This window comes from Marinobacter lipolyticus SM19, assembly GCF_000397065.2.
Lineage (GTDB): Bacteria > Pseudomonadota > Gammaproteobacteria > Pseudomonadales > Oleiphilaceae > Marinobacter > Marinobacter lipolyticus.
The window spans coordinates 215525-237744 of record NZ_KE007317.1 but is presented as its reverse complement, the minus strand read 5'-3'; the positions used below and the strand labels follow the sequence as shown (position 1 = coordinate 237744).

At 54.4% G+C, this 22220-nt stretch carries 18 protein-coding genes and 1 riboswitch; of the genes, 7 read left to right on the top strand and 11 right to left on the bottom strand.

Going from position 1 to position 22220, the window contains the following annotated elements:
• Positions 1–22: 22 nt before the first annotated feature.
• The 8 genes from MARLIPOL_RS07495 to MARLIPOL_RS07460 form a co-directional block, all read right to left on the bottom strand.
• The gene (locus tag MARLIPOL_RS07495; RefSeq protein WP_012137447.1) at positions 23–433 is read right to left on the bottom strand and encodes an ACT domain-containing protein; all 411 of its coding nucleotides are present in this window, start codon (positions 431–433) and stop codon (positions 23–25) included.
• Between the two features lie 30 nt (positions 434–463).
• Complete coding sequence (locus MARLIPOL_RS07490; RefSeq protein WP_012137446.1) at positions 464–1309, bottom strand: arginase family protein; 846 nt, start codon at positions 1307–1309, stop codon at positions 464–466.
• Between the two features lie 50 nt (positions 1310–1359).
• The gene (locus MARLIPOL_RS07485) at positions 1360–2205 is read right to left on the bottom strand and encodes a hypothetical protein (RefSeq protein ID WP_012137445.1); all 846 of its coding nucleotides are present in this window, start codon (positions 2203–2205) and stop codon (positions 1360–1362) included.
• Positions 2206–2270: 65 nt separating this feature from the next.
• On the bottom strand, positions 2271–2693 hold the full coding sequence (locus MARLIPOL_RS07480; RefSeq protein WP_012137444.1) for a roadblock/LC7 domain-containing protein: 423 nt from the start codon (positions 2691–2693) through the stop codon (positions 2271–2273).
• The gene (locus tag MARLIPOL_RS07475; RefSeq protein WP_012137443.1) at positions 2693–3232 is read right to left on the bottom strand and encodes a GTP-binding protein; all 540 of its coding nucleotides are present in this window, start codon (positions 3230–3232) and stop codon (positions 2693–2695) included. Before MARLIPOL_RS07475 ends, MARLIPOL_RS07480 begins: the two co-directional genes overlap by 1 nt.
• 5 nt (positions 3233–3237) lie before the next feature.
• Positions 3238–4194: a hypothetical protein gene (locus MARLIPOL_RS07470; RefSeq protein ID WP_012137442.1), complete on the bottom strand. Its 957-nt coding sequence runs from the start codon at positions 4192–4194 to the stop codon at positions 3238–3240.
• A gap of 140 nt (positions 4195–4334) precedes the next feature.
• The gene (locus MARLIPOL_RS07465; RefSeq protein ID WP_012137441.1) at positions 4335–4712 is read right to left on the bottom strand and encodes a hypothetical protein; all 378 of its coding nucleotides are present in this window, start codon (positions 4710–4712) and stop codon (positions 4335–4337) included.
• 257 nt (positions 4713–4969) lie between these two features.
• A riboswitch (cyclic di-GMP riboswitch) is annotated at positions 4970–5064 on the bottom strand.
• A gap of 109 nt (positions 5065–5173) precedes the next feature.
• On the bottom strand, positions 5174–6625 hold the full coding sequence (locus MARLIPOL_RS07460; protein ID WP_012137440.1) for a malate:quinone oxidoreductase: 1452 nt from the start codon (positions 6623–6625) through the stop codon (positions 5174–5176).
• 285 nt (positions 6626–6910) lie between these two features.
• On the opposite strand from MARLIPOL_RS07460, the gene MARLIPOL_RS07455 reads away from it, so the two are divergent.
• From MARLIPOL_RS07455 to MARLIPOL_RS07435, 5 genes are all read left to right on the top strand, one after another.
• A complete protein-coding gene (locus MARLIPOL_RS07455; protein ID WP_012137439.1) occupies positions 6911–8167 on the top strand; it encodes a transporter substrate-binding protein in 1257 nt (418 codons plus the stop codon).
• Positions 8148–11927, top strand: coding sequence for a PAS domain S-box protein (locus MARLIPOL_RS07450; RefSeq protein ID WP_082446089.1), 3780 nt, complete (start codon positions 8148–8150; stop codon positions 11925–11927). The genes MARLIPOL_RS07455 and MARLIPOL_RS07450 overlap by 20 nt, the downstream gene beginning before the upstream one ends.
• A complete protein-coding gene (locus MARLIPOL_RS07445) occupies positions 11905–12897 on the top strand; it encodes a response regulator (protein WP_012137437.1) in 993 nt (330 codons plus the stop codon). The genes MARLIPOL_RS07450 and MARLIPOL_RS07445 overlap by 23 nt, the downstream gene beginning before the upstream one ends.
• 191 nt (positions 12898–13088) lie before the next feature.
• The gene (locus MARLIPOL_RS07440) at positions 13089–14372 is read left to right on the top strand and encodes an NAD(P)/FAD-dependent oxidoreductase (RefSeq protein ID WP_012137436.1); all 1284 of its coding nucleotides are present in this window, start codon (positions 13089–13091) and stop codon (positions 14370–14372) included.
• A 73-nt stretch (positions 14373–14445) separates the two neighbouring features.
• Entirely contained in the window at positions 14446–15963 is a 1518-nt protein-coding gene (locus MARLIPOL_RS07435; protein ID WP_036190949.1) for a Na+/H+ antiporter NhaC family protein, read from the top strand.
• A gap of 114 nt (positions 15964–16077) precedes the next feature.
• Here MARLIPOL_RS07435 and MARLIPOL_RS07430 read toward each other — a convergent pair whose 3' ends face one another.
• Positions 16078–16812 carry a glutamine amidotransferase-related protein gene (locus MARLIPOL_RS07430; protein WP_012137434.1) on the bottom strand — a complete coding sequence of 245 codons (735 nt, stop codon included), beginning with the start codon at positions 16810–16812 and terminating at the stop codon, positions 16078–16080.
• 53 nt (positions 16813–16865) lie between these two features.
• A complete protein-coding gene (locus MARLIPOL_RS07425) occupies positions 16866–18203 on the bottom strand; it encodes a glutamine synthetase family protein (RefSeq protein ID WP_012137433.1) in 1338 nt (445 codons plus the stop codon).
• 160 nt (positions 18204–18363) lie between these two features.
• On the opposite strand from MARLIPOL_RS07425, the gene MARLIPOL_RS07420 reads away from it, so the two are divergent.
• Together MARLIPOL_RS07420 and MARLIPOL_RS07415 are read left to right on the top strand one after the other, a co-directional pair.
• Positions 18364–19758 (top strand): aspartate aminotransferase family protein, encoded by a 1395-nt coding sequence (locus tag MARLIPOL_RS07420; RefSeq protein WP_051123110.1) that lies wholly within the window; start codon positions 18364–18366, stop codon positions 19756–19758.
• A 75-nt stretch (positions 19759–19833) separates the two neighbouring features.
• Entirely contained in the window at positions 19834–20661 is an 828-nt protein-coding gene (locus MARLIPOL_RS07415; RefSeq protein WP_012137431.1) for a response regulator transcription factor, read from the top strand.
• Here MARLIPOL_RS07415 and MARLIPOL_RS07410 read toward each other — a convergent pair whose 3' ends face one another.
• A complete protein-coding gene (locus MARLIPOL_RS07410) occupies positions 20662–22149 on the bottom strand; it encodes an aldehyde dehydrogenase (protein WP_012137430.1) in 1488 nt (495 codons plus the stop codon).
• Between the last annotated feature and the right edge of the window lie 71 nt (positions 22150–22220).

Here is a 22220-nt window from a genome sequence, read left to right as displayed (position 1 = left end):
CACTATTTACTGTTGTACTCCTTTAACCGCCGGGGTTGCTGGCCAGCTCCTTCAGTGCCGCCATAGCCTCATCGATTCGATCGCTGGGTACGAACATGTGGTCGTGATAAAACCCTGCGATGACATTGGTGGTAATGCCCCGTTCGGCCAGCAGGCTCGTTACCACGGATGTTAGACCCAGAGCCTCAAGACTGGAGTGGCCCTCAAGGGTAATGCGACGGAAGACCCTGTAGTAGTCCAGGCCTTCGGCTCGGGCCTCATCCAGAGGAATAACCAGAGTAAGGCCTTCCAGTTCGGCAATGCTGACGATGGGCTTGAGGTGTTCCAATTCGCCGTACTTTGCCTTTGGTACTGTGCAGTACACATAGGTCGTCGAGTCCAGTGTTGGCGAGAGCTGCTTGATCAAATCCTGCAGGAACTGTGTTCGCATCATCTTTAACTACCCTTCAGCCGAATGTCGTGGTCATAAAGAGAACTTAGCATTTTCTGGCTTCGTCGAGAGCGAAAATTGGGTAGCGCTTGCGGAAATAAACGTATTGGTATGAAGTTCTGCGACCTGCTCAAGCTCGTGGTAGCCGCCGGCCATTGTAAAAACAACAGGAATCGACTGTCGGCGGCAATACTCAAAAACAAGCCAGTCTCTTTCCTTGAGTTCTGACGCCGACAAGAAACCCCGGCCGATGGGATCCTGCTGGTGGCAATCAACACCGGCCTGATATACCACAAGGTCCGGTTTCCAGCCTGACATGGTGGCGAACGCCCGTTCAAGCGCCTGTTGATAGGCCGAAAAGTTGAACGGTCCCGCTTCCAGGCTGTCTGCCACGCTTCTGTGCCCGCCGATACAGCCAAACCGCTTACCAAAAATGCTGTAGTTGTACAGATTGGGTAATCGCTCCGTGAAATCTTCGGTGCCATTGCCACCGTGTTCGTCACAGTCGAGCACAAACACCCGGTGTTGCGGGAATGCCAGGGCCGTCAGGGCAAGTCCGTTAAAGGTGCAGAAGCCACCGCCTCTGGCATATTTGGCGTGGTGAAATCCGTTGGCAAGATTAGCCGCGATTCCATGTTCCATGGCAATGCTTGCCGCCTTGAGCTGCCCGGCCTGCATGGCAAGCACCGCGGACCGGAGCATGGCTGACCAGGGCAGATTCTGGCTGATCGCCAACGGTTTTTTGCCATTGAGAAAGGCGTCTACATACGCGGGGTCGTGGAGTTCATACAGAAGATCCGTGTCCAGAATGCCTGGGTCGATCAATGTCGCCAGACCGCGGGAGGACAGGGTTTGGGCAAGATAACCCAGTTTCAACATACTCCTGCTTCGGGTTGGCACGACATAATCGTCGCAAAAACAGGTTGGAATCATGACGCAATCCCAAGCATTGCGTCTTCTGCCAACTGCTGCAGTTGCCTCATTTCTGTCTTCTCAGGCTCGAATAGCCCCTCAGCCACCTGAGAATCGAAATGTGTGGAAAAGGCTCTCCTGCGATTTTCGCCGGACACTGACAGCGTGGTTAATCGCAACATCCGAAAACCCTCGCAATCATCAATCCGAATCTGCTGTCCCGGTATGGTGTGATTCTGCGGGGCACTCTCCAGGGCTTTGGCGCCATACTCCACAGCAAGAAGGCTACCGACAGGAATTCGGACGCCATTCATGATCAAAGGCCTCAAGCTCAGGCATGAGCGGTCATCACCCATACCTGTTTTCTCAAGCAAAAGCGGCCTGCCATCTTGGTTCACAATAAAATTGCAGCGGGCTTTTCGTGGAATGAACCCGTGTGCAAGCTCCAGGAACCATTTTTCAGCCATGGGGCAGCTTCCAACCTTCAGTTTCTCGGGCCAGATAGGCAGGTGAACACCCTGCTCCGACTCGTCGGCGTGAGGCAACACGATATCCCTTATCATCAACGTCAGTAATCGACTCTCTTCGCGCTCCATCTCGTCGACCAGTGCGCACAGTTTGGCCTGGCTAGAGGATTCCTCCTCCAGATACCCTTTCCAGTCTTTGAAAATCCCCAGATCATCCAGTCTTGCAGCAGGAAGGCGCGGGTGATTGATACGTACGGCAAGGTATCGGGTGGCTTGTGTAAACCCACTGCCCCGGCGTTCGGTCCGGTGCGAGGGATCTTCTCCCAGCATGGTCTCCAGTGTCGGGCAAAGGCGTAGCCCGGCGGCAGAGAAACGCTCTACTACCTCGTGATGCATAACAAAAGTCCTGCCCTGCGATCAGATTGTTTGGTGGCCGCGGGTGAGAAACACAGCTTTACCGTTCAAACAGTGGTATTTACTGTTTCGGAAATGCGTTTGGTGCAGTGCTTTGCGCCATAGAGAACCGTTCCCAGACTGACGCTTTTCGTGGCAGCCACGCCCAGAATAAGCGGGGAATCGTCAGTATCCGGAACGGACAGGAAAACGATGCTGAGTTGGTCGGTATCGATAATGACGTTGTTACATTTGCCATGCGCCAGTTCATTGGCCACTGTCTCGCCAAGTGCGTGTCCAGAACTGGCCATTGCGGCGATTCGGTTTGGATCAACGTTCCTTCCCGGTGCTGTGACTGAGGCGACAACAAAGCCATCCGACGTTGCAATCATTCCCATGATCATGCCGTTCGTCTCTGCCAGCATAGTATCAAGTGACTCAGTACATTCAGCGACCAGCGCCGATCCCATTGCCATTGCTGTGTCAGTCATCAAGCTTGCTCCATGACCAATGCCTCATTGAGGCTGATAAGAATTTCAAAAAGCTCCAGGACCTCACTGCGCTCACGCACATCAGTGAGTAGGACCGGCCATTGCAACCCTTTACTGTCCAGGTAGTCCTGAATAGCCGGTGCAAGATAGCTGCTCTCATCGTTGCATTTATTCAATCCAACGACGGAGGGGATTGTCCCGGAGCTTTCTCCAAACGCTTTGATAAAACTGTCCAGATCATCAATTGGAGATTCCCGCGTTGCATCAACCAGGTAGATGATCCCAATCGCTCCACGAGCAAGAATCGGCCACATGAAGCTGAACCGTTCCTGGCCAGGGGTCCCGTATATGCGAAGGCAATCCCCTTCACCCAGATCCAGTTCCCCGAAATCAAAGGCGGCTGTCGTGGTCGGTTTCGCGGATTCGTCCTGACGAGTGTTATGAACGTCCGTCAGTACCGCCGGCGAATCACTCACTTGCTGGATGGCAGTGGTTTTTCCCGCGCCCATGGTGCCGGTAATCAATATTTTGTATTCCACGATTGCTAGGCTCCACTCAGTCTGCTGCGAATGCGTGCCAGTACTGACGAATTAACGCCGCCGGGCTTGGACGGAACTTTCGATGCACCGCGTTCAGTTTCAGAGTCCAGACAAAGCTCACCAGTCAGCCATGAACCGTTGAGAAGCACGAGCAATGCGGGTTCACTCAACCCGGTTTTCATACGGGCGTCGCTTACTGTAAAGCTGTTATGTCGTATCAGGCTGACTGCCCTGAGAAACTTGCCAGCGACCCGGGTCTCGGAAAAATTTGGCCAACGCTCAAATTTGATTAACGCCGTATGGTCATTGCCAAACAGGCGGGCCCTGCCTCCCAATTCGTAGGCCAGTTTCCACATCGTCCGGTATAGGGGCGCCTCTTGTTCACTCTCGAGGATCCGGCTGGCCTCCTCTGGTGTAACACGATTGAAAACATGACGATCTCTTGTCAGAAGTCTCTCCTCATTGAGATGCTCAAGATGACCACGAATGCGATCCCTGGCAGGATCAACAACGAGCCATGGTTGCCCCTGTTCTGACAGAACGATGGGCTGGCGATTCGAATCATCTGCAATGACGTTCCTGAGAATCTGGTGCAGTTCCCCCGACTCGCTAACAAGCTTCGGAGTGAGCGCCGCAGAAGGTCGTTGCTCGACACGATTCAATGAATCAAGCACAGCACGGGGCCGTAACGGCCGATACAGGACGTCATCGGCGCCCTGCTCCATCGGCTGCCTCCGATCCTGAATTGCGATCACGTAAACATCGCTACGCAAGAGTGCTGCCTGACCCTCAGATGTTTGAGGATCGGCGAAAATAATACTGGCTGCGTGGGGCTCGGCTATGTCACGTACGCTGGAAAGTCGGTGCGGATAAATTCGTTGTACGCATTCGATGGTATTCTTTTCGTGCGACGCCAAGCCGGCAAAACCAATACTTTGATTAGATTCGGTATCTGGGTACATTGCCGCTCCATGAGCGCTTAGTAGACGTGCACTACCCCTGTGTCTACCTGAACGCAAAAGTGTCCAATCATAGAAACTGCGCTTTTTGTTGGGATCAGGCCCCAGCGCCATCGGTCAGACAGTGCTGGGACCTGGTGTACTCAGGCGATATCCAGACCTTTCTCAAAACTGTTCAATTCGTTTCTGGCCATGCCGAGATTGGCCTTGCTACGATCCAACGCCACGTAAATAAACAGTGCGTCATTGGATTCCAGAGGACGGATCAGGTGGTATTGCTTTTGCAATGAGATAAGCATGTCCTCAATCTTGTCGTTCAACTTGAGCTTTTTCATGACGTCGCGTTTCTTCCTGACGACATCAGTGTTTCCTGCAGCAGCCATTTCGATGTTGAACGACTCTCCGCCGCCATCTACGGCCAACGTCATTCCGCTAGAACTGTCGACGATGGCTGACGCGAGATAACCATCCATTTCCCGCAGGGGGCCGAGATCCAGTTTGTTAGAGACTGGTGCATTCATTTTTGTTACTCCTTTTGGGGTTTAAATGCCCTCACCGGGCATGGTGTTACAGGCAACACACAACAGCATCAGGCGCAATTCGTCTGTGCTTTGGGGAAACATGAATCAGGAATCAGGTAATGCGCTGAAGTTCCGGGATCTTTGAACGGATAGATCGCTTGGGGTACACAAGGTAAAACGTAGCGCTAATTGGAGACTCGGTGGCAGTTCCAATTGACAGGTATGGCGAATTGCAGGAAAGCATAAGTTTCACTCCATTCGGTGGCGCCGCTGCCGTAGCTTCTTATACCAAGAAAGCCTTAGGCCGGTCGCTTTGCGTCACCGCCTTTCGACGGTTTTGCCATTATCGTGTGGTCAAAGCTTCGCAACTAAACTCGAAAAGGTCAAAAAGCGATTTGTATTTTTATATTACATATCGTGTGTGAATGTGTTTGGGTCCCCCCGAAGGGGGAGGCTATTGGTCAATCGGCAATCCCCAATCGCTCATTAACTGCATCACGAACCTCGCGGTAACGATCGGGATCATTAATCAATGTATCCAGATCATCCTCGGGAAACATCTCTTTCATCTTTTTCCTGGCTTCATCTTTAGTAAGAATAGTCGGCAACAATTGCTCCAGACAGCGCAACATCACCTCGGGTGATACCGACGCACCAGGCGATGCCCCCAGTAATGTCCCGAATGACTCGTCCGGGGACACGACGATTTCTGTGCCCATTTGCAAATCCCCGTCTTTGATGATTTGCACTCGCTGGCCGGCTTGAATCGGTTTCCAGTCGAACTTCTTGCTCAAGCCAGGAGCAAAGCTCTCGAGCTCCTCGAACATGCTCTGCTTGCCCTTGAAAGTCTCTGATACCAGATACTTGACCAAGGGAAAGTGCTCCAGGGCGACACTCAGCAGGCTAGGGATATCATGCAGACGAATTGAACTGAGGTAATCAAGAACACCACGACCTTTTTCGAGAAGAGGTTTGAATGATGCAAAAGGGCCAAACAACAAGTAATACTTACCATCCACCAGTCGCAAATCCAGGTGCGGCACGGACATGGGAGGCGCGCCAACTTTCGCTTTGCCATAGGTTTTAGCACTGTAATGCCTGGCCTGTTCTTCGCTGATTGGAGCCTGCAAAAACCGCCCGCCAACCGGAAACCCGGCGAATCGGCGACGGAAGGGTAAATGGCTTCTTTTCAGAATCGGGAATGCACCCCCACCTGCGCCTACAAACAGCACGTCTGCCTTATACTGAACCGCAGATCCCCGGCTTTCAGTTTCCACAAGCCAGGTACCGGCCGGGCTGCGATGCACGCGCTTCACATGAGTGCCGTACTCAATCTTAACGCCGAGATCATTCACGGCATGCGCAGCCATTTGTTCTGTAAGAGCCCCAAAATTAACATCGGTGCCGGTTTCAATGACGGTAGCCGCCATCTTTTCATGGGTAGGCCGCCCTTCCATGGTGTAAGGGATCCAGCTTTTTATCTCCTCAAAGTCTTCCGAGTAACGCATGTGCTCGAAAAAGTGATGAGCCGACATTTCCTTGAATCGCAGTTTCAGCTGTTCGATGGAAGGCTCGGAAACTATGGTGCAGTGCTTGGTTTGATGAATAAAAGTCTGAGGGTCTTTGATGGCGCCCTTCTCAACCAGATACGCCCAGAACTGTTTGGCAACATTGAACTGGGCATGGATCTTCAAAGCTTTTTCAACTGCAATGACCTCTTCATCCACCGGGGTATAGTTAAGCTCACAGTTCGCTTCATGCCCCGTGCCGGCGTTGTTGAATGCCCATGAGTTTCCAGCCCCGGCACCTTCCAGCCTCTCCAGGATGGTGATATCCAGGTTCGGTGCCAGCTCTTTTGCCAGGGTGGCAAAAGTGGTTCCCATAATTCCCGCGCCGATGATAATTACGTTCATAGAGTGTATCCGCCAGCCTGAATTTTTTGAGTATAGTCAATAAGATTGTGTAACTTGAAGGTAGCATGGTTAAGGCAAACACGGGAAACCTGACACAGCGTTTGGCCTTGTTAACCGCTGCTTTCCGGAGGACAACCGGCGCTCAGCCCTCAGGCTAGTTGACTTCTGTCAATCCTGCGTGAGTTAGTCATCTATCGGTACGGAATCTGACATATACTCAGGTAATCATAATTAACGGAATCACGGTTGGAGTGGCGTTAATTTGGTTACCGAGGTGCGTAATCTATGGGCGCAGGAAAAAGCAGTTGGAGGACTATCCGTTTTGCCCTTTTCTTTCTTCTGGTCGTAGCCATCTATATTGGCATAGGACTGGGCCTTCGCGAGCCACTTGAGCCAATCCGCATTGGCGCCCTGCACTCGCTGACCGGCACTATGGCCTCGAGTGAATCTCAAGAGGTAGATACTCTTCGCGCGCTTGTCGCAGCGACTAATCGTCAGGGAGGTCTTCTTGGCCGTCCCCTTGAACTGGTCATAGCGGATGGAGCGTCCGATCCTTCCACGTTCGCCAGGCACGCAGAATCTCTTATCAAGGAACAAGCAGTATCGGTGATCTTTGGTTGCTGGCTGTCTTCCGCACGGAAGGCGGTTAAGCCCGTTATCGAGCGCTACGATTCCTTGCTGATGTACCCTGCCCAGCATGAAGGGCTGGAACGATCCGAACACATCATTTATGCCGGCACCACGCCGAACCAGCAACTATTCCCATCATTAATCTGGGCGCAAAATACTTTCGGAAACAAGCTCTTTCTCGTCGGGTCGGACTACGTGTACCCGAAGAGCTTGAACGTCATAACGCGTATTCTTGCGCCCAAGATTGGCCTTGAAGTGATTGGCGAACGCTATCTGGATCTCGTTGATCACGATGCGGCCAAGGCCCTCGCAGACGAAATCGCTCTTTCCGGGGCGAACTTTGTCCTGAACAGCATTAACGGAGACGGCAATGAAGCGTTTTTTCAAGCCCTGGACAACATCTACCGTAAAAAACCGGACAAGCCCCTTCCTGCCGTTATTTCTCTAAGCCTGGATGAGAATGCGGCCAGGTCACTTCCGAACCTTCAAGGTCATAGCTATCTGTCTTGGAGCTACTTCTATGACCCCGAACACTGGGAACAACCGAATGACCCCGTCATTTCGGACGCCTTGAACCACGAGCTATCAGGGTACCCAATCAGTGCAACCATGGCCGCAACCATCATTAGCTATACGTTGTGGCGCTCGACGGTCGAGCACATCGGTACCCCCCAACCCAGGGCAGTCAACGCCAGCATCCGGAACCGCGGCATTCGGCTACTCGGCGGCCATATTTTTGCGGACCCTGAAACCGGGCATCTCTATCAATTCAGTAAGATTGCTGCCCATCAGAACCAGGTCCCTTTACCGATCGTGTGGCAATCCCATTCTGTCATTCCACCAGAACCCTATCCGCTCGGATACTCTGTGACGGAATGGGAACGGTCGCTTCATGACGCAAAGGCTGATTGACATGTGGAACAGCCTGACACTCCGCAGCAAGCTACTAATGACGTTTGTAGCTGTAGCACTGGTGCCGGCGCTGTTGATTGGCTTGTACGGCCTGGAGGCAGAAAGGGAGCGAATGAAGGCTGAAACGCTCAGTCAGCTGTCGACAACCATGGATCACCGCGCCTCTCAATTGATGTCGTTTATCAGGCAGAAAAAAAGCCATTTAGCGACGTTAGCCCAAGATCCCGAAATCCAGAGTCTTTTTATGGAATTACGGGAAGCCTCGGAGAGCTCTACCGACAGCACCCTGTACCGGAATCTGGTTGATTCAAAAATAGAGGAAATAACGATCCATCTAAGGTCAATAGATTACTACGACCTGTTTTTCATAAAAGGAAACGGAGACATTTTTGTTACGTTGAAACAGGAAAGCGATTTTCGCGATAACCTGTTAACCGGAACCCTGACCGATTCTGCGCTTTCCGAGGTTTTCCGCGTTGCCCATTCAACAATTTCAACCGTCTCTTCAAATATTGAATATTATCCCCCCTCGGATCGGTGGGCGATGTTTCTGGCAGCGCCAATGATTGCGGAAGATCGGGTACTTGGTGTGCTCGCACTTCAGATCAATATTGATAAAGCCGTGTCTACGCTCCTGCTCGACGCTTCCTACGGCCAGGCCGAAATCAGCACGATTGTATATAAGGATTCAGGGGATCAGTTAATCGGAATAAACGCTTCAAATATCAGCCAGCCGCCCCTCTCCTCTGGCAGTGAGAGTGAGATTAAGGAGCGTTTGATTGGCCACCTCTCTGAACAGGACCTGCTTACGGTACAGAACGGAAACTACAGTACATTCAACTTCGATGAAGAAAATTACCTGGTTTTCTATCGGGAAATTCCCCTTCTTGGCGCTGGTCTGGCGGTCGGCTTTGATCAGAGTACGGCGTATCAGGCTATCGGTCAGAAACTCGTTGTCGGGCTGTATTTCCTGGCTGGAATAGTCGCGCTGGCTACTTTGTTCAGCCTCTATTTCGCCCACAAACTGACTCGACCAATACGCACTCTGACAAAAGCCAGCACGGAATTCGCAGCGGGTAACCTTGAGCATCAAATCGAGGTTCAGGGCCGTGATGAACTTGCGCAGTTGGGCGACGCCTTTAACAAGATGGCCAACGATTTGAGAGCCGACAGGATTCAGTTGGAAACTGAGCGGGAGCAACTTCAGAAAATCCTGGACAGTAGTCCAATTGGTCTCGGCATATCGGCGAATGGCGAGGTTCGCTTTGCCAATCCCAAGTTGCAGGAGATGCTTGGCGCACGTGTTGGCATGGACATTGATGACCTTTATGTGCAACCCCAAAATCCCACTTCTTTAAGAAAAGAGCTGGTGACGAAACATACTCTGCTGGATCATGAGGCACAGTTCTTCGCCAAGGACGGCACCGTCCGGGATGTTCTGGCCAACTATGTCACCATGACTTTTGGCGGTGAAGAGAGCACTCTGGCCTGGGTCGTAGATATTACGGATCAAAAACGGATCGAACGAGACGTTCAGGCCAAAGAGGAACGGCTTCGCAGTATCATCAATAGTGCCATTGACGGTATTGTCGTGATCAATGAACGCGGTATCGTCCAGGAATTCAGCCCGGCAGCAGAATCCATTTTTGGCTACAAAGCCAGCGAGATCATTGGGCAGAATATCTCCCTGTTAACGCCCTCCCCCCACAGAGAAAAACACGACGCCTATATCCGGAAATTTCTGGAGACCCGTCAATCCGCGATTGTTGGCGCGGGTCGTGAAGTTGTCGCTGTGCACAAGGATGGCAGGCAGTTTCCTCTGTACCTTGCCGTGTCCGAGACTCCGATCCGCGATCAGTTGTTCTTCACCGCCATTGTTCGGGATATTACCCGGGAAAAACAGGTTGAGGAGGAGCTGCAATCAGCCAAGCAAAGGGCCGAAGCAGCAAGCCAGGCGAAGTCGGCATTCATCGCCAATATGAGCCACGAGATTCGAACACCCATGAATGCCATTATGGGGTTTGCTGAATTGCTGATGAATACGACGAGCCTGTCGTCGGAAGCAAGGAATCAGTCGGAAATCATCTGGAGCGCGAGCAATTCCTTATTGTCGATCATCGACGACATTCTCGATTTCTCGAAACTCGAGGCAGGCCAGATGTCCATCGAGAAAACCACCTTTCACTTGCCAAGCCTTCTTCACGATACGATTTCCATTATGAGCAGAAGGGCCGCTGAAAAGGGGCTGGACATCCGGCTGGACATCGCTCCGAATGCGGAGGAAAACGTGTTGGGCGATCCGACCCGCATACGGCAGATTGTCCTCAACCTTCTCAGTAATGCCGTAAAGTTTACCGATTCCGGTGGCGTAACGGTCTATCTCTATGCGAAAGCCCATTTAACGTGCATTACCGTAAAAGATACCGGTATCGGTATGAATGAAGATCAGATTCAACATGTTTTTGATCCATTCAGTCAGGCAGACGAGTCCATTACCCGCAGATTCGGTGGTACCGGTCTGGGGCTTTCCATATGCAAACAGCTGGCAGAGAGAATGTCCGGGCGAATTTTCGCTGAGAGCGAGTTAGGTCATGGAACCTCCTTTACGCTTGAGCTTCCTCTGGAATCTGCGCCAACTGGCACAGTGAACGAGTATCAGGCTGCTTTCATGCAACCACTCGAACCCATCTCGCAAAGACGCTTCAATATCCTGTTGGCCGAAGACATTGAAACCAACGCCCAGCTAGTGACTACACGATTATCCTCGGAGGGCCATCGAATTAGCTGGGTACGGGATGGCAAGGAGGCGCTGGAAGCCTACAAGTCCGGGAAGTTCCATCTCATCCTGATGGACATGATGATGCCGGTCATGGATGGGCTGGAGGCGACCCGAAAAATACGCGCCACCGAAGGTAAAAACGAACACGTTCCAATTATTGCCTTGACCGCAAGCGTCACCGAAGAAGACTGTGCTAACTGCCTGGCTGCTGGGATGGATGTTGTAGAGCGCAAACCAATTAATGCGTTCAAGCTGTTGAAACGCATGGACTCCCTGGTCCCGGAGGGTCAGGGAACTATGCTGGAGCCCGGCCAGCCGTCCGCAGAATGCTCCAATATAGATTTTGGTCCGCTCGAGGGGGTGGCCGATATTTCGTCAGCGCTGGCTATCTGGGGCAACGATAAAGAGTACGCCAACGGGCTATGTCTATTTTCACGTCAGCTTTCCAAGTATGAGTCCGAATTACAGAGACTGGCCTCACTGAAGGCTTTCTCAGAATCCGACCAGAAAGCGCTGAAAGAGATTGCCCACCTATTGAAAGGATCCGCTGCAAATCTCGGACTTTCACCGCTTAACCGCGCTTCTGCAATCCTTGAAACAACTGCGGACGCCGCACCGACAACGATTCCTACTGGGGCAATTCGAGCTGTGCGAGAGGTACTCTTCGAGATAAAGTCAGCATTGTGCAAATGGCCACCCTGCATTACCCCGGATGAGTACCCGGCAGTCCTTAACATCGACCGGAAATTGGCAACCCTCCGGGTAAGGGAATTAATTACATCCCTGAACTATCTTAATCCTGACCGGTCAGAATCAATCCTGCAGGACCTGTCTGAATGCTGGCCCTTGCAAGACGTACTACCAATACGTAAGGCGCTGGCCCAGTTTGATTTTGTATTGGCTAAACGCCTTGCTTCAAAGCTTCTTGTCTCTATTGGTGAAACTGAGGATTCTCGGGATGAAGAAGATTCTGATAGTTGACGATGAACCCAATAACCTGGAGGTTCTTCGCCAGATTCTCAGGCAGGATTATGACCTGCTGTTTGCCCTGAACGGTGAATTAGCCAAAGAAGCGGCCATAAAACATCGACCCGATCTGATACTACTCGACGTTTCCATGCCACAGATCAGCGGTTTTGATGTCTGCCGGTGGTTAAAGCAACAACCAACCACTCAGCGTATTCCGGTGATTTTCATCACAGCGTTAACCAAGGTCGAGGAAGAGCTTAAAGGATTCAATCTGGGGGCTGTTGATTATATCCACAAGCCCTTCTCTGCCCCCATAGTCAAGCGCCGCGTGCAGACTCATCTGCTCCTCATTCATCAGGACGAATTGAAACGAAGCTATAAAGAAGCGGTGTTTATGCTTGGGCGCGCGGGCCATTACAACGATACGGATACCGGTGTGCATATTTGGCGAATGGCTGAATACTCTCGCCATATTGCCCTCACGCTGGGCTGGGACAAGGATCGGGCTGAATTGCTTGAAATGGCCGCGCCACTGCATGACACAGGGAAAATAGGCATTCCCGACAGCATTCTGAAAGCCCCCAGAAAGCTGGAGCCCCATGAGTGGGAGATCATGAAAACTCACACTACCATTGGTTATGACATCCTTAGTAAAGCTAACTGCGACCTCATGACAATGGCAGCCGAAATCGCTCTCTATCATCATGAAAAGTGGGATGGTACCGGCTACCCTGCGGGCCTGGCCGGGGAAGACATTCCTCAATCAGCCCAGGTGGTTGCGGTGGCCGATGTTTTTGACGCCTTGTCCGTGAGTCGCCCCTATAAGAATGCCTGGCCCATAGAGGACTGCATAGACTTTATAAAGAGCCAGTCGGAAAAACACTTCAATCCAGCGGTTGTCGAGGCCTTCTTATCATGCCTGCCTGAAGTATTGGGTACCCGTGACTACTACGCGTCAGAAGAAACAGAAACCACTCAGTAAAGAGACGCTGTTAAAAGTGTCACCGTAACCTTATCTCTGCCGGCGCTCCTGCGCCGGTTTCAAATATATACCCAGGGGGGTATATCCCAGGATTGCCACTTCTCCGTAACGTTGTATCCCAAGCAAAGACTAAACCGGCCACCCTTCGGAAAGGGCCGGTCAAGACACACTGATGTTTCGGGAGCAACAACGTGACAACAACGTCTCATACCCATTCCTACTACGCTGCGTCGGCCAACGACAAGACTGTCCGACCCACCCTGAAAGGGCACGCAAGGGCTGATGTCTGCGTCATCGGCGCAGGCTTCACCGGCATGTCGACAGCGCTTCACCTCGCCGAAAAAGGGTTCAAGGTCATTGTCCTTGAAGGCAGCCGAATTGGCTTCGGTGCATCCGGCCGTAACGGTGGCCAGATCGTCAACAGTTACAGCCGCGATATTGATTTCATCGAACGGAACTATGGCGAGAAAGTCGGTTCCGAAATGGGCCAGATGGCCTTTGAAGGCGGTCGTATCCTGCGTCGCTTCGTCAAGCAGTACGACATTCAATGCGACCTGAAGGAAGGCGGCATTTTCGCGTCCTGCAACAGCAAGCAATTCGACGGCCTGGTCGAGAAGAAAAAGCTCTGGGAGGCCCACGGCCATGACCAACTCGAGTTGCTCGACGAGAACGCCATCCGGCAATACGTCGGCAGCGAACGCTACACTGGCGGTCTGATCGATCATAGCGGCGGGCATTTCCATCCGCTCAATCTGGTACTGGGTGAAGCTGCAGCCGTTGAATCCCTGGGCGGCATCATCTACGAGAACTCCGCAGCCCTGCGGATTCGTGAAGGCGACAAACCGGTCGTCCACACCGAGGAAGGCTGCGTTGAGGCTGACTATGTGTTGGTTGCCGGTAATGCCTACCTCAATGGCCTGCTGCCCAAACTGGAATCCAAGGCCATACCGTGCGGCACGCAGATCATTACCACCGAGCCATTGGCTGAGAATGTGCGACAGCGCCTGCTGCCCAAAGACAATTGTGTCGAGGACTGCAACTATCTACTCGACTACTTCCGCCTGTCCGGTGACGGTCGGATGATCTACGGCGGTGGCGTCACCTACGGCGCCCGCGAGCCCGGAAAGGTCGAATCCCTGATCGTACCCAAGATGCTCAAGACCTTCCCGGAGCTCAAGGGGGCGAAGATCGACTACGCCTGGACGGGCAACTTTCTCCTCACGCTGATGCGTCTGCCCCAGTTTGGCCGCATTGGCGGGAATATCTATTACGCACAGGGCTATAGCGGCCATGGCATTACCTGTACCCATTTGGCTGGCAAGGTGATCAGTGACGCTATCCAGGGCCAGGCCGAGCGATTCGATATCTTCGCCGGTCTGCCCCAGTACTCCTTCCCCGGCGGACGGGCCATGCGAATTCCGCTGACCGCCATGGGTGCCTGGTACTACAACCTGCGCGACCAGCTCGGTATTTGATTTCTCAATACGTCCCAACCCCCGCGGTGACGCCACTCACCGCGCTTTCTATCAAAAACAAGAGACGGGTAATATGATGACTGACGACACACTACGTTCCGATAGCGGGATCATGCCAATGAACGATGGCCTGAAGGACCGTCCTGGCTGGAGCCCCTTGAATTCAATATTGGGCTACGGCGCAATACTGGCAGCCTTCGCTTATATGTCGACCTGGCAGCTGGAGGGCGGTTCCTACGGCGTTCTGAGTTTGCTGCCTTCACTGTTGATCGTTCTGGTCGCAGTTAAAACCAAGCGCCCCCTTGAATCCATCTTCGCCGGGATCATCGCCGGTTCCCTCCTGATTGACCCGACCAGCCTTTTCACCAGCCTGGGCGACCTGTCCATGAACGTGGTCCAGAATGAGACCATCGCCTGGATTGTACTGGTGTGCGGCATGATGGGCGGCCTGATCAATATGCTGGAGCGCGGCGGCAGTGTGCTGAGTTTTGGCGAGGTGCTCGCCAAGCGTATAAAGACCAAGCGCGGCACCATGCTGACTACTTCTTTCCTGGGCCTGGCGGTCTTTATTGACGATTACCTGAATTCGCTGGCTGTGTCCGCGTCCATGAAGACCCTGACGGATCGATTCAAAATCTCCCGTGAAAAGCTGGCGTTTCTGGTGGACTCCACCGCCGCTCCGGTCTGCATCCTGGTACCGATTTCCACCTGGGCGGTCTATTTTGGCGCTTTGCTGGAAGAAAACGGCGCTGTCGCCGACGGTAAGGGCATGTCCCTGTACATCGATTCGATTCCCTACATGGCCTACGGCTGGGCCGCACTGATTGTGGTTTTCCTGGTTGCCATGGGGGTCCTGAAGGATTTCGGGCCGATGAAAAAGGCCGAGGAACGGGCCCGTAAAGGCCAGCCGATCCCGGACGGATTAGAGGACCAGGGGTTCGATACCAGCAATGTTCGTCGTACTTCCACGATGGTTGGACTGATGAATTTCCTGCTGCCGGTGGCGGTCCTCATTGTCGCCAGCATCTATTACGAGATTGACCTGTTACTGGGCGCGCTGGTGGCTTCCATCTTCACCATGGTCCTGTACTTTTCCCAGCGGCTGATGAGCTTCGGCGAACTGACTGACTCCATGCTGGATGGCTTCAAAGTGATGCTGCACCCGATCGCCGTGGTGTGTGCCGGTTTCATGGTCAAGGCCATCAACGATGAACTGGGCATGACGACCTACATCATCGACACCATCACCCCGTATCTCTCTCCGGAGCTACTGCCAGCGCTGGTGTTTGCCACCATGGCTGCGGTGGTGTTCTCCACCGGGTCAAGCTGGGGAGTGTTTGTGGTATCCCTGCCCATCGTAATCCCAATGGCCCAGGCCATGGATATGTCCATGCCACTGACCGTGGGCGCCCTGCTCTCCGCGTCTGCGTTCGGTAGCCATGCGTGTTTCTTCAATGACTCCACGGTGCTGTCATCCACGGGCTCGGGCTGTACGCCGATGCAGCATGCCCTGACCCAGATCCCTTACGCTACGATAGGCGCGGTCCTGGCGTTCGTATCCTTCATCGTGATGGGTTACACGATCACCTGAACCATCGCTGCTGACAGCCGGGCCAGGTGCTTACACCTCGCCCGGTTTTTTTGTGCGTGCAAAAAAACCGGCGCTGACGCCGGTCGTTGAGGAACGGGAATGGAACCTACCGGTTCATACCCTCTTGCTACCCTGCTGCAGGAACGAGGCCATCCAATGCGCGACCTGCAGGGAATCCGTATCAGCGGACTCGTCGTTGAGGCCTGCCAGCGCCTCATCCACCGCTGCCGGCGGAATGGGATTGTCCCGGCGCGACGCTACTAACCGGGACTCGAAGTCCACGTTGAATTCGGGGTGGGCCTGTAGAGTCAGTATGCAATTGTCGTATTGAAGTGCGGCAAGGGGGCAGAAGGACGAATAGGCGATGACTTCAGCCTGCTTCGGCTTGGTCAGAACCTGGTCCTGATGCATGGCGCTCAGGGTGAACTGCCCTTGCAGTCCGGCCAGTTCCGGTACGGTCTTTTCCAATTGATAGGTGTGCAGGCCAACGCCCCAGCCATTCGGGTATTTGTTGACGTCAGCACCAAAAGCTTCAGCGATAATCTGGTGACCGAAGCAGATACCGACCATCGGACGCGCGGTGCTGTAGATCTCGAGGATCAGGTTCTTCAGGCGAACCATCCACGGCGCGTTCTCATAGACGTTGGACTTCGAGCCGGTAATGATCCAGGCGTCGCAGGATCCAGTCGAATCCGGTAAGACATTGTCCCGGACATCGAAGGTCTCATAGTCGAACTCGTAGCCGGCCTGCCCGAACAGGTTCATGAACATGTCCGAGTAGGACCCGTAGGTATCAATCAAGTCGTCCGGCGTAATGCCGGTGGCGAGTATGCCGATTTTCAGGCTCATCAGGTACTCCTCGCCTACGGCTGAACCGCAGGCGTTATCGGTTGTCAGTGGAATCAGAGCAGGCCGAGGTAGGCTTCGTACTCGACGTCGGAGATCCGCTCATTCAGGCGTTGACGCTCCTGACGCTTGGCTTCGGCGTAGACCCGGACGAACTCTTCGCCCAGGTACTCCCGCAGGATCTCACTCTGATCAAAGCGATTGGTTGCTTCCTGCCATTCACACGGCAGCGGGAATTCAGGGTTCTCCTCGGCATAGGCATCGCCCTCAACCGGCGCGCTCGGCACCAGCTTGTTCTCCATGCCATAGAATGCGCCAGTGAGGACCGAGGCGAGTACGAGATACGGGTTGGCGTCGGCGCCGGCGACCCGGTGTTCGATCCGTCGGGCAATATTGGGGCTTTCCGGTACACGCAGGGCAACCGTTCGGTTCTCGTAGCCCCAACTGGCGAAGGTTGGTGCGTAGGCGCCAGGCATAAAACGGCGGTAGGAATTAAGGTGGGGCGCAAAAACCAGCATGCTCTCCGGCATCAGCTGCATGAGACCGGCGACGGCCTGTTTCAGAAGATCGCTGCCCTCCTCCGTGCCGTTATTAAAGACGTTGTTACCATCCTGGTCGAGCAAGCTGAAGTGGACATGGAAACCGTTGCCACTCTCCTCGGCGTAGGGCTTGGCCATGAACGTCGCAGCATAGCCATGGCGCCTTGACACGCCACGCACCAGGCGCTTGAACAGAATCGCCTGATCGGCTGCATTCAGTGGATCGGCCACATGATTGAGATTGACCTCGAACTGGCCCGGGCCCATCTCGGCGATAATGGTGTCCGCCCCGATACCCTGGGTCTGACAGGCCGCACGAATGTCGGTGAAGAAGGCCTCGAATCCGTCCATTTCCTCGACGGCGTAACCTTCCGTATTGGACAGCCGGCGGCCCTTGCCATCGGCCAATGCCGGTGGGATCGGTCGTTGCGTGCTTTCCGATTCGGCATCCATAAGGTAGAACTCGAGCTCCGTCGCCATCACCGGCGTTAATCCCCGCTCAGCAAAGCGGTCCACGATACGCTTGAGGACCTGACGAGGATCAGCCTCGAAGGGCGTTCCATCCGGATTGAACATCATCGCCAGCATCTGATCCCGGGGTACTTCGGACCAGGGCACCGGTGTGGGGTCGTCAGTGACGGGCATACAGACACCATCACTATCGCCGGTTTCAAACACCAGTCCATTTTCGAGCACGTCCGCGCCCCAGAAATCAAAGCCGACCACCGAGCGTGGTAATTTAAGTCCATCCTTCCGTGCCTTTTTCAGGCCGCTGGAAGGCATGCGCTTTCCGCGTAAATTCCCGTTCAGGTCCGTGATGAAGAAGTCCAGGTCGCGGTTCTTGTTAATATTCATACGCGTCACTCTTGAATGCTTTTTGAAAGTCAGAATGCCACGATATCCCACTGGAGTGAGGGTGTATCTATCACCCGGGGGGTATATCCCCGAAAACACGACTTTTCCTATGGTAGGCGTGGACGTTTATCCAGGCACCTACACTTTGATGGAAACTGTCATGCCATACACAACAAAAATTCCGAACACAGAAACCCATAACGCCGTCCGCGATACCGATGCCCGCCACCACCTGCATCCGTTCACCGACACCCAGGCACTCAACCGCAAGGGCGCACGGGTTATCACCCGAGCCGAAGGCGTCCATGTCTGGGATTCGGACGGCAATCAACTGATCGATGGTATGGCAGGCCTCTGGTGCGTGAATCTGGGGTACGGACGGCAGGAATTGATCAATGCCGCCCACGAGCAGATGCAGGTGCTGCCCTACTACAACACGTTTTTCCAGAGCACCCATTCACCTGTCACGAGCCTCGCCCAGGCCATTGCCGACATCACGCCGGGCGATCTTAACCGGATCTTTTTCGCCAATTCCGGCTCGGAGGCGATCGACACAATCATCCGTATGGTGCGCCATTACTGGACGCTCAAAGGCAAGCCCTACCGCAAGCTGCTGATCGCCCGGGAGAACGCCTATCATGGCAGTACCCTTGGCGGCGCCAGTCTGGGCGGCATGCCCCATATGCACGGCCAGTGTGCCCCGCTGCTGCCGGGTATCCACTGCATCCGGCAGCCCTATTGGTATGGTGAGGCCGATGGGCTTTCCGAAGATGAGTTTGGCCTGATCCGCGCCCGCGAGCTGGAAGAGAAACTATTGGAAGTTGGCCCCGATAACGTCGCCGCTTTTGTTGGTGAGCCCATCCAGGGTGCCGGTGGCGTGATCGTCCCACCACGCACTTACTGGCCGGAAATTCAGCGTATTTGCCGCAAGTATGACGTGCTGCTGGTGGCGGATGAGGTGATCTGTGGTTTCGGTCGGACCGGGCAATGGTTTGGCAGCCAGACGTTCGATTTCCAGCCGGACATCATGTCGATGGCCAAAGGCCTCTCCTCCGGATATATGCCCATTTCCGCCGTAGCGGTTGGTGACCGGATCGCTGACACCCTGATCGAGTCGGGCGATGACTTCAGTCACGGGTTCACCTATTCCGGTCATCCCGTGGCAGCCGCCGTCGCCCTGGAGAATATCCGGATATTGCAGGACGAACGGATTATCGAATCGGTCGCCTCCGACATTGGTCCCTACTTCCAGGCCCGCCTGCGGGACACCCTTAGTGAGCATCCGCTCTGCGGCCATATCGAGGGCACCGGCCTGATTGCTGGCCTGGCCCTGGTGAAGGATCGCAAAACCCGCACGTTCTTTGACGAAGACGTGGGCACCCTGTGCCGGGACGAGTGCACCAACAACGGGCTGATCGCACGGGCCTGTGGCAACCGGATGGTGCTTTCACCGCCTCTGGTTATCAGCCGTACGGAGGTGGATGAGATGGTCGACCGCCTGCGTGTTGCGCTGGATCGCACCTATGCCAGGGTGGGCGGCATTTCTGCGGCATAGTCCTTGCGGTGGATCGAACTGGCTTCGGTCCACCAATTGGCTTAGCCTTGAAAGAAAGACAACAAAGGCCGTGTAATGAAAGACCGCGTGAATCAGATACAGGCGAATGAGAGCTGGCAGAAGAACCTGGCGGTCCTCATTGAGCATCAGCGCCTGCGCAGCTTTCCGGCCATGTTGGAGGCTTTCCTGTCGACATTGTGTTTTTTCGATACGATCCTTCTGCTGACCTACAAGAAGTCCCTGCGACCAATCCTGGTCCATCCCTCCGATCCCGAGGAACAGAGCGATACCCTGCGCCAGTACCTGAACCATGCTTATGTATTGGACCCTCTGTTTCACGCCATCAAAAACGGGTCATCGTCAGGCGTTGTGCGTCTGGCTGAAATCATGCCGGATTCGTTCAGGAGCACGGAGTATTACCAGACCTGCTATCAGAACTTCGGCCTGGTGGACGAGGTCAACCTGCTGATCCGCCTGGATGACAAAGTGACCTGTGCCATCACCCTCGGGCGCAAGGCGTCGCTGGAGAGCATTCCCCGAACCGAGTTAAATGCCCTGCAGGAGTTCTACCCGGTCATCAGTGCACTGGTGCGCCAGTTCTGGCAGGCTCAAGCCGGTGAATTCCTGCAATACGGTCGCTCCGATGGGCCAATGAAGCGCGCTCTGCGTACATTTGCCAGCGGCGTCCTCACCCAGCGCGAGCGGGAAATCACCGACCTGATTCTGCGTGGTTTTTCGTCCCAGGCGATTGCCGATAAACTGAAGATCAGCGTGGGGACCGTGAAGGTGCACCGCAAGAATATCCATACACGGCTGAACACCTCCACGCAGGCAGAAATCTTCACGCAATTCATCAACCACCTGACCCACCTGGAAGACAACCCCACGAGCATTGAGCACTGATCAGAGACTGATCCAGACGGTTTTAAGGTCGGTGTATTTTTCAAGCGCATGCAGGGATTTGTCCCGGCCATAACCGGAAGCTTTCACTCCGCCGAACGGCATTGTACTGTCTCCACCGCCCCAGCCGTTGACCCAGACCATGCCGCTCTGAATTTTCCGGCTAACGCGATGAGCCCGGGACAAATTGCCCGTCCAGACCGATGCGCCCAGGCCGTAACGGTTGTCGTTGGCCAGGTGGATGGCTTCTGCTTCATCGCTGAATTCGCCCACCGCCAGTACCGGGCCGAATATTTCTTCCTGCACAAATCGCATGCCGTTGTGGGCCTCGCCAATGATGGTGGGCTCGACGAAGTAGCCCTGCCCCGGCACCGCTTCCGGGACACCGCCGGTCAACACCTGACCGCCCTCATCGATTGCCAACTGGATATAGCGGGCAACGGTTTCCAATTGGGCCTTGTCGACAAGCGCACCCATTCGGGTGTCCGGATGCAAAGGATCCTGCGGTTGGTAGGCTTTCGCCGCCTCCAGCAATGCTTCTGTGAAACGCTCGCGGATGGACGACTGGACATAGAGCCGGGAACAGGCGATACAGACTTCGCCCTGGTTGGAGAATATCGCTGCCGCCGCCATGGACGCGGCCTTCTCGATGTCCTCGCAATCCTCAAACACCAGCATCGGTGATTTACCACCCGCCTCAATCCATACCCGTTTGAGGTTGGACTGACCGGCGTATTCCATCAGCAGTCCGCCGACGCGGCTGGATCCGGTAAAGGCAAGCACATCGACGTCGTTATGCAGCGCCAGCGCCTTGCCTGCGGTGTGGCCGAAACCGGGTAGCACGCTGAACACGCCATCGGGAATACCCGCCTTTTTCCCCAGCTCCGCCAGTCGCAGTACACTCAGTGCACTTTTCTCGGATGGCTTGAGAATGACTGAATTGCCCGCCGCCAATGCCGGGGCAATTTTCCAGATGGCCATCATCAGCGGATAGTTCCAGGGGGTGATCGCTGCGACGACGCCCGCAGGCTCATGGCTGATCAGGCCGAGGGTGTCGTTGCCGGTTGGGGCAATCTCGCCATAGAGCTTGTCGATGGATTCGGCTGTCCAGCGCAGACAGTCAATGGAATCCGGTACGTCGATACCAACCATCTCACTGATGGGCTTGCCCATGTCCAGGCTGTCCAGCACAGCCAGTTCATCACCGTGTTTCTCAACCAGGTCGGCCAGGCGCAGCAGAATGCGTTTACGGTCACCCGGAGCCAGATCCGACCAGACACCGGAAACAAACGCCTCGCGGGCAGCGGACACCGCCATGTCGACATCAGCTGCATCGCAGCTGGCCACATCGGTGAGCTTTTGTTCCGTCGCCGGGTTGATGGCCGGAAAAGTCTCACCGGACACGGCACTTCGGAACTGACCGGCGATGAAGGCCCGACCCTGCAAGGTTACCAACTCACTCAGGGCTATCCATTCTGCACTGGTTTTCATGGTCTTCTCCCGACATTGAATGACTTTGCAGGTAAGCCTACCCGGCCGGGCCACCAGCGCTCCATATACCT